The sequence below is a fragment of the Dehalococcoidia bacterium genome, assembly GCA_035528575.1.
Taxonomy (GTDB): Bacteria; Chloroflexota; Dehalococcoidia; order E44-bin15; family E44-bin15; genus DATKYK01.
Genome location: DATKYK010000004.1, coordinates 20,339 through 27,227 on the forward strand (window position 1 = coordinate 20,339; position 6,889 = coordinate 27,227).

The 6,889-nt window shown below is 49.9% G+C and carries 16 protein-coding genes; 6 read left to right on the plus strand and 10 right to left on the minus strand.

The genetic code is table 11. From position 1 onward, the window contains the following. The first annotated feature begins 269 nt into the window (after positions 1-269). The 6 genes from VMX96_00275 (at position 270) to VMX96_00300 (ending at position 2,595) form a co-directional block, all read left to right on the plus strand. Positions 270-599, plus strand: a complete 330-nt coding sequence (locus VMX96_00275; GenBank protein HUU62351.1) for a hypothetical protein — start codon at positions 270-272, stop codon at positions 597-599. Between the two features lie 116 nt (positions 600-715). Beyond that, positions 716-931: a hypothetical protein gene (locus VMX96_00280; protein ID HUU62352.1), complete on the plus strand. Its 216-nt coding sequence runs from the start codon at positions 716-718 to the stop codon at positions 929-931. 95 nt (positions 932-1,026) lie between these two features. Further along, the gene (locus VMX96_00285; protein ID HUU62353.1) at positions 1,027-1,434 is read left to right on the plus strand and encodes a hypothetical protein; all 408 of its coding nucleotides are present in this window, start codon (positions 1,027-1,029) and stop codon (positions 1,432-1,434) included. Positions 1,435-1,475: 41 nt separating this feature from the next. After that, entirely contained in the window at positions 1,476-1,685 is a 210-nt protein-coding gene (locus tag VMX96_00290; protein HUU62354.1) for a hypothetical protein, read from the plus strand. Positions 1,686-1,930: 245 nt separating this feature from the next. Further along, entirely contained in the window at positions 1,931-2,134 is a 204-nt protein-coding gene (locus tag VMX96_00295; GenBank protein HUU62355.1) for a type II toxin-antitoxin system HicB family antitoxin, read from the plus strand. A 242-nt stretch (positions 2,135-2,376) separates the two neighbouring features. Next, positions 2,377-2,595, plus strand: coding sequence for a type II toxin-antitoxin system HicB family antitoxin (locus VMX96_00300; protein ID HUU62356.1), 219 nt, complete (start codon positions 2,377-2,379; stop codon positions 2,593-2,595). Positions 2,596-2,721: 126 nt separating this feature from the next. Here VMX96_00300 and VMX96_00305 read toward each other — a convergent pair whose 3' ends face one another. From VMX96_00305 to VMX96_00350, 10 genes are all read right to left on the minus strand, one after another. Continuing rightward, positions 2,722-2,892, minus strand: coding sequence for a hypothetical protein (locus VMX96_00305; protein ID HUU62357.1), 171 nt, complete (start codon positions 2,890-2,892; stop codon positions 2,722-2,724). A gap of 172 nt (positions 2,893-3,064) precedes the next feature. Beyond that, entirely contained in the window at positions 3,065-3,514 is a 450-nt protein-coding gene (locus VMX96_00310) for a hypothetical protein (GenBank protein HUU62358.1), read from the minus strand. Between the two features lie 140 nt (positions 3,515-3,654). Beyond that, positions 3,655-3,831, minus strand: coding sequence for a hypothetical protein (locus tag VMX96_00315; protein HUU62359.1), 177 nt, complete (start codon positions 3,829-3,831; stop codon positions 3,655-3,657). 277 nt (positions 3,832-4,108) lie between these two features. Then, positions 4,109-4,378 carry a hypothetical protein gene (locus VMX96_00320; protein ID HUU62360.1) on the minus strand — a complete coding sequence of 90 codons (270 nt, stop codon included), beginning with the start codon at positions 4,376-4,378 and terminating at the stop codon, positions 4,109-4,111. Between the two features lie 4 nt (positions 4,379-4,382). Beyond that, entirely contained in the window at positions 4,383-4,724 is a 342-nt protein-coding gene (locus VMX96_00325; GenBank protein ID HUU62361.1) for a hypothetical protein, read from the minus strand. Beyond that, positions 4,717-4,968 carry a hypothetical protein gene (locus tag VMX96_00330; protein HUU62362.1) on the minus strand — a complete coding sequence of 84 codons (252 nt, stop codon included), beginning with the start codon at positions 4,966-4,968 and terminating at the stop codon, positions 4,717-4,719. Before VMX96_00330 ends, VMX96_00325 begins: the two co-directional genes overlap by 8 nt. A 482-nt stretch (positions 4,969-5,450) precedes the next feature. Next, entirely contained in the window at positions 5,451-5,738 is a 288-nt protein-coding gene (locus tag VMX96_00335) for a hypothetical protein (protein ID HUU62363.1), read from the minus strand. A 35-nt stretch (positions 5,739-5,773) separates the two neighbouring features. Beyond that, positions 5,774-6,454, minus strand: coding sequence for a hypothetical protein (locus VMX96_00340; protein HUU62364.1), 681 nt, complete (start codon positions 6,452-6,454; stop codon positions 5,774-5,776). Positions 6,455-6,497: 43 nt separating this feature from the next. Next, complete coding sequence (locus tag VMX96_00345) at positions 6,498-6,671, minus strand: hypothetical protein (GenBank protein HUU62365.1); 174 nt, start codon at positions 6,669-6,671, stop codon at positions 6,498-6,500. Beyond that, positions 6,671-6,889, minus strand: a 219-nt coding sequence (locus VMX96_00350) for a hypothetical protein (protein HUU62366.1), incomplete at its 5' end; no start/stop codon positions are given. The genes VMX96_00350 and VMX96_00345, both read right to left, overlap by 1 nt.

A 6,889-nucleotide genomic window follows, 5' to 3' on the forward strand; every position in this document is an offset into this window, starting at 1 on the left:
TGTGGAAACTGGCGAGATAATCGGCTACTTAAGAATAGTCGGCAACTAACAGAACCTTTGAGTTTTTGACTATGACGACTGACGCAAATGGAAAACCGGGGCCAGGCCCGAAAAAATGTTCCGTCTGCGGGAAGCCCTTCTTTGGTGGCAGGGAGTACACCTGCTCTGACGAACATCACTGTTTTCTACCGGGTCGGCTGCGCACGACGATTCCTCAGTGGGCGAGAGGATAACGTATAATTGGTGGTATACGCAGAAAGTGGGTAGCTGTGGATGAAGTAAAAGATTGGATGTGGCTCGTCAAGACGGATAAGGGCGATTTTTTCATGACTGTAGTGGGGAAGTGGACACAGGAAGAGGCAGCGAAGAAAGTCCAGCAAGTATTCGAGACCATAAAACTGGATATCATCGGTATGGTACCTAGAAAACGAGCTACCGGACCCGACGATATGAGAGGCACTATATATGAGCATCAGGAGCCGAAAGACATCTTGGGATTTGACTTCTTCGCTGGCAGGAAGTTCTGGGAAATCTGCGGCAGAGGTGCTGAGTACGAAGCGGAGTTGATACTTTTGGGAAAAGAGATGGGGCAGAGTTAATGTCAGGGAAAATCGTATGAAGAAAGGTGGAGAAAAGGGCTTACTGTAGCCAAGCGGGATGGGTGTGATGAGATCAAAAACATTAGCATATAAGAGAGGTTAATGAGGTGAGAGATATGAAGAGGCTAAAGAGTGCAGGAACACTGATGGCAATAATTCTAATATCCGTCTGCGGCTGGACAGCAGTGGTCGGTTTGGTGATTAAGCCAAACATCTGGGGCGGCGCAGCTCTGTCCTTTGGCGGCGGTATTGCCATTGGCTTTGCTGTTGTCTACCTGATATGCCGATGGTGGTTCAAACGGCCTCTGATAGACATGTTGAAGAGGAAGTAATGAGCAAGGACGGCCTGGCGGATCAGACAGCAGTTCCGGCTTCTTGGTGAGGAAAATTTCTTGAAGGGGATACTTTGAAGGAGGTGAAACCTAAAATGGGAGTGTTTATCAAGGTCGGAAGCCGGGACAAGCTTCTCCAAAAGGCTAAAGAAGGCAGTGGTTTCGAGACCATTGAGGTGCTGGTGACCAACGACTTTGAGCTGATGGTCCCCGAAGCAGAGCGGCCATACTGGGTTGAGCTTTACCCGAGCTGGGATTATCGGGCTATTAAAGCAAACGCTCTTCAGTGTGGCGTCCTGACGGCCATAGTGATGACGGCCAACCCGCAGGCACAGCAGGTGCTGGATAGCGTCTGGAAGCAGCTGATTGCCATTAAGAAACAGTTCGAAGGAGATGCCGGCGTGACGAAGGAAATTTTGCCTGGAGGGGCTATATTGTCTCGGGCTAGAGATGGCACTGTCATTATCCGGGAGGCCCTCCCACATGAGATTGAGAACAATTAAGAAGGCAAGATTCATGAAAGGGATAACGTGGAAGATAGGCGATGGACCCTAAAAAGGCTTTTAGCAGCTGGAAATGCCATGTCTGCGGGGAAGAGAGGCCAGACGATAAGATTTCTGTTCTCTCAAAACCCATCATGATTAATGGCCAGGTGGTCCTGGGGGGCCAGCAGAACATTAGATACTGCAATGACAGGCCAGCCTGTATTGAGGGGGCCAAACAGTTTAGCTTTTTCAAAGAGAGCAAAGTGTGATGATAGAGGCGACGCCTCTCTTCTTGAAATCATAAAAAGGACTCCCTTTGTCAGCTAGTTCTCTTTTGTAGCCGACCCAACTCAAGCCTGTAATCGAAATCTGGGCGTTTTTCAGGGTGGTGAATGGTAATCTACCTTCCCTTGGTAAGAGTTCGGTAAGAGGGGCGACTAAGTGGTGAGGTTACCCCTTCTCCTTACCAAGGCAAAGGGGTATAATACAAGAAGGCTATATCATGGAGGTTAAGATGAAGTTTAAGGTAGTCCTAGAATCGCAGGAGGAGGGGGGTTATACAGCCTCTGTGCCCAGCCTGCCCGGTTGTGTCTCCCAGGGGGAAACCAAGGAAGAAGCTATGGCTAATATCAAGGAAGCTATAGAACTCTACTTAGAAAGCCTCAGGGAGCGGAAGTTACCGTTGCCTAAGGTCGAGGAGCACGAGGTAGCAGTGTGAGGAGGTTACCCAGAGTCACCGGCAAGGATGCGGAACGAGTTATACTAAAGGCAGGCTGGTATGTGCATCACTCCAGAGGCTCACATTTCTACTATAGGCACTCGGACAAACCAAGTGGTAGGATATGTATTCCGATGCATGCCGGAGAAATTATCGCACCCAAGCTCCTTAAAGGAATATTGGAGGATGCTGGTTTGAGTGTCGAGGAATTTATTAAGTTATTGAGGGGGTGAGAAGGAACCATGGTCTCTTACAAAGTTATCATAGAGCGTGATGAGGAAGAGCAATGCTATGTAGCGAGTGTGCCGGCTCTACCCGGGTGTCGTACCCAAGGAAAGACTAGAGAGGAAACTCTGGAGCGTGTTAAGGAAGCCATCCAAGGCTATCTGGAATCTTTGCAAAAGGACGGAATCTCTATACCAAAGGATGTGGAGCTAGAAGAGGTAGCCGTACCTGTGTAGAGAAGAGATATTTCTTGATAGTGCCAAGTAGAAACTAAGATAAAAAAGGGGACCAGGGATTTGAATCCCCGGTCCCCTTACTATTAGTAATATACTAAAAGGTAAATAAGGTAAATATTGTCGCTGCTATTCCTTTCCCCTGAGTACCAGCCACCAAGTCTCCAGCGTGCGTTTCAGATGGACCCAGCACTCGCGGCGCATGAAGCCCCACCACTCGACTGTCCGCTCTACCTGGAGCGCATCCATAAGGCGCTGGCTGGACCGGTGCAGCAATTCAATCCTCTGTTCTAATTTCATAATGCCTCCTTGTTTGATACTAATTTAAGTCTAAAATTAGTACGGATTAAGACCAGTTTTGTACTTAAATTGGTGCTGATTTTGCCCTGGCCAGCTCTACCAGATTATACCATGGATTTTTCCGCTTTTTCGGGAGAAGCCCGTTCAGATATCAACCTCGATAACATACCACCTACAGACCTGCTAAGATTTGGAGCAGTATCCTTAACTCATCAATGTCGCCACCCTGTTGTTCTAAATATTCGCTTATCTGGATTATAGCTTCCCTGTTCAACTCCGTGCAATTACGGAGATATTCTTGGTACTCACCGCTGGCTGTAAACGTATCTGCTGCAATTGCTGCCATTTCCGCAATAGCATTTCGGTTTGCTTCCATCGCTTCCCTGTTCTGGTTTACAAACTCCTCAAACTCTACAAGCGTCTCCCCAACCGCTATAAACGCCCCTTTCGTAATTTCTTGGTTTGCTTCCACCTGTGTATGCAAACTCCCAATAGCATTTTTGTTTGCTTCCACTTGTGTATGTAGATTGTCATATCTTGGGTCACGTGTACCGCCCCCACTAGCCAGTGCTACGATTAGAAGGATTGTTAATATAGCGTTCCAGACTACAAGCAATTTCATTTCTTCCTCCTCTTTGCTTATTTTTCTTCGTTTCCGGCAGCGCGGTGTATTCTAGGTCTCTGGCGTGGATTCCAGCGCCCTTGACTGCTACCTTCTCTACGACTTGCCCTTCCCTGAGTATCATTTACACCTCCACATTTTCAGTCTTGGCAGGGGATAGCAAACTCCCCAGAGCATCTCTCGCACCTGATAAAGTGCCGGGGCCCTACACCGACGTAGGGTGTTTTCCCCTCGAAGGAGTCTTTGGTCATTTCGGAAAGTTTCTCGTTTTCCTGGCAGAATGGGCACTTCACGTTTTCATATTCACAGATTTTCAATTCGCACCTCCGCAAAAATAACGTTGATTATATTTATCCTGTCTGGGATATGGCACCGCAGTTTTTGCAGTGAACATGGTGCTTGTATTCCCCGCAAGGACAGGCACCGTCTTCTGGGTAACATAGGAATTCGGGCTTTTTACAGGTGCACCACTCATGTTTAAGAAACGGGGCCATTGGCGCCATGTCTGCTTTCCCAAGGGTATCCCTCACCTCGAATATAGGTCTTCTTTTCATAGCTTCCTTTCCGTGAAAATAACGTCGATTTTTTTCAGGTTTAAGGTATTTTATGGAGCTGGCTTATTCCGGTCCTGCCGATGCCGATCACCTGGCCGAATGTGCCGGAGAAGTTGTACTCATAGCCCTCGGGCAGCGGCTGTATGTTCCGGGGCGCCGTTTTCTTATCATTTTCCAGCTCGGTTATGTGGTCGGCCAACTGCACCACCTCGTCGCAGTCATTCCTCTTCTCCAGGAAGGCGATTGCGGTTTCGGCGAACTCTTTTAGAGAGCGGGTTTCCCTGTCCTCGATAATATACTGGGCTACCATTTGCTTATCCCACCTCCTTTACCGGTGTTTTAATATCCTCGGGATGGCCGCCCAGATCCGGGATGCTGGTGACTTCCAGCTTCATGTCCTGGAAGCAGTCGCAGCTGATCAGCTGCAGTCCGCATTTGGGGCACCGCTCCATGTCGCATCCCCAGTGGTGGTAGTTGCCTTTCATGTTCAGGATTTGGCAGTCGTGGCAGCGCTCATTTTCATCGAAGTAGGAGTTGTTGCGCCAGTAGCGCTCCCGGATATAACCATCTTTGTCCGCCACTATCAGGATGCTGGCCGTGCAGGTGGTGGTATCGGGGTCGGTCATTTCACGTAGGCAAACCTTGCATCTAGCCATCTTTCACCTCCTCCGGTGTCTCATTTCTATCCAATACGGCGGTGCCGAAGAAGAACCATGGTGGGCCGAGATGAAAAACGAGCAAGGTGAGGGCCACGATATTCCTGAACTGTGTTTCTTGGAGCCAGGAGAAGCAGACACAGTGGTGACCCTTGGTGTTTCGCTCCTTCCATATCTCGAAGACCGTCGGCTCGAGTTCGAGTTCGAATTTTCGACCTTTTATTTCGGTAGTAATTGTTTCCATTTTGCTCCTTCTGGAGCCCCCCACTAACGGAACAGGCGCAAGGGGTGAGCAAGGCCTGCCGGCAGTGGGAAGCACGCTACTTAATTTCGGTGATGGCACATCGGGCACTCGCGGGGGTTGGTGGTGTCTCCGGCGTAACCGGCCGCGGTGCGCTGCGCACGCCTCACCTGTTCTGGCTCCTCAATCAGGTGTGAGGCAGCCCGGGTAATCAGGTTATGGATATCGTACCGGTTCGTGGGGGGGGCTCTCGATGGCCCAAGCCCTCACCGCGTCCGCGTCTTCCGGGGGGATTCTGGCATCGCGGATCATTGCTTCCAGCACGTGGGCGCGGTGCTCGGGTGCGATTCCCTAGAAACCAAGCCCATAGAAGCTGCAGCCTTAATAAGTGTAGAAATTAAGCAGGAGAGAAAGAGAATGCGGGACGCCTTCGCTAGGTGTATTACCTTGTGCCTTCCACCTCGACCTGCAAAATAAGATAGTTATTATTTTCGCCTTGATACTAAGACCTCCCATTCCCAAAAGCGGTCTTCATCTGGCCCGAGACCGGGTCGGTTGACCAGCATGATATCCCAGATATCAAAATCCTCTTTATCCAATTTGTCCATAACCTCACCACTGCACTCGTAGTGCTCCTGCTCACACCCTGGGCAGAAATCATCCTCCTCTGGAATGGGGCCCTCTCGCTCATACCGACACTCTCCATCATGCAGGCAACCGGGTGGGAAATCATCTAAGTCGACTTTCACTGTTTTGAGCCATTTCCCTCCCAAGGTTCCTCACCTCCTCAAAAATAACGTAGATTATTTTATTCCTCGTCTTCTTCAAGACCAAGAGCATCTCTTGCGGGGCATTTCTTTTTGCGACAGTTTTTTACGTGCTCGTATGTTACGGCTCCGCACTTTTCACACCATTCATAACCGCCATCGGCGAGGCTTGCCAGCCTGTCGCAGTCTTTCGGAACGTCTAGCCGCAAGTCGTGGGTATCGAGGTATGAGGCGAATAGGCTGATTACGACCGCGGCTTGCCTGGGTGTTAGCGGTTTTTCATCAAAAATAATCCCCTCTGATTCCCGACCACGCATCGCCTCGTAATTCGCTTCCATGCGGGCCTTGTAATACTCTTCCGTCCACTGGCTCGGCGGGACATCTATCAGCTGGAGCCCATGCCAGAATATTGTTGATTCTTCCGGAGTAATCACCTCGCCATTTTTGACCGGCGACTCAGACCAATGCCCGAAACGGTCATATACCCACCGCACATAATGATTATGTTCTTCGGCAACGGCACAGAAGGTTTCATCTGAAATACCTTCTCGTGGCTTGGTGCTTTTCCAGTGCTTGGGATTTGAGCCATACTGCTCTGTTTCCAGCCCTAGCTCTTTCTCTGTCAGGGCGACCCTTTCCAATATTTCTTTCTTGGTGCCAGGGGTGGCAGTAATCGGCTTGCTTAGTCCCGTTGAAAGTGCAAAGAATACTCTGAAACTCATATTTTACCTCCTTACTGGCATGAAATAATACTCTTTATTTTTGTTACACCGAGATCAGGACTTCTGGCTCAATCTTCTCGCCCTTGATGATGACCAGGTTGTCGATGTCGCTGATCTTGCCGCGGCGGAAATCCTCGACCAGGGACCTCTCGGCGCTTTCCTCACAGGAGAATATCTCAAGGTCTTCGATACTACCGTGGTAGACGAAGATTCTCATCACGTTACCTCCTTTACCGGTGTTTTAATATCCTCGGGATGGCCGCCCAGATCCGGGATGTTGGTGACTTCCAGCTTCATGTCCTGGAAGCAGTCGCAGCTGATCAGCTGCAGCCCGCACTTCGGGCACCGCTCCATGTCGCAGCCCCAGTGGTGGTAGTTGCCGGCAATGTTCAGGATTTGGCAGTCGTGGCAGCGCTCACCTTCATCGAAGTAGGA

Excerpts from the sequence above, each read along its gene's own strand:
- VMX96_00280 (HUU62352.1), top strand. The coding sequence starts at position 716 with ATGAAGAGGCTAAAGAGTGCAGGAACACTGATGGCAATAATTCTAATA.
- VMX96_00285 (HUU62353.1), top strand. The coding sequence starts at position 1,027 with ATGGGAGTGTTTATCAAGGTCGGAAGCCGGGACAAGCTTCTCCAAAAG.
- VMX96_00290 (HUU62354.1), top strand. The coding sequence starts at position 1,476 with ATGGACCCTAAAAAGGCTTTTAGCAGCTGGAAATGCCATGTCTGCGGG.
- VMX96_00295 (HUU62355.1), top strand. The coding sequence starts at position 1,931 with ATGAAGTTTAAGGTAGTCCTAGAATCGCAGGAGGAGGGGGGTTATACA.
- VMX96_00300 (HUU62356.1), top strand. The coding sequence starts at position 2,377 with ATGGTCTCTTACAAAGTTATCATAGAGCGTGATGAGGAAGAGCAATGC.
- VMX96_00305 (HUU62357.1), bottom strand. The coding sequence starts at position 2,892 with ATGAAATTAGAACAGAGGATTGAATTGCTGCACCGGTCCAGCCAGCGC.
- VMX96_00310 (HUU62358.1), bottom strand. The coding sequence starts at position 3,514 with ATGAAATTGCTTGTAGTCTGGAACGCTATATTAACAATCCTTCTAATC.
- VMX96_00320 (HUU62360.1), bottom strand. The coding sequence starts at position 4,378 with ATGGTAGCCCAGTATATTATCGAGGACAGGGAAACCCGCTCTCTAAAA.
- VMX96_00325 (HUU62361.1), bottom strand. The coding sequence starts at position 4,724 with ATGGCTAGATGCAAGGTTTGCCTACGTGAAATGACCGACCCCGATACC.
- VMX96_00330 (HUU62362.1), bottom strand. The coding sequence starts at position 4,968 with ATGGAAACAATTACTACCGAAATAAAAGGTCGAAAATTCGAACTCGAA.
- VMX96_00340 (HUU62364.1), bottom strand. The coding sequence starts at position 6,454 with ATGAGTTTCAGAGTATTCTTTGCACTTTCAACGGGACTAAGCAAGCCG.
- VMX96_00345 (HUU62365.1), bottom strand. The coding sequence starts at position 6,671 with ATGAGAATCTTCGTCTACCACGGTAGTATCGAAGACCTTGAGATATTC.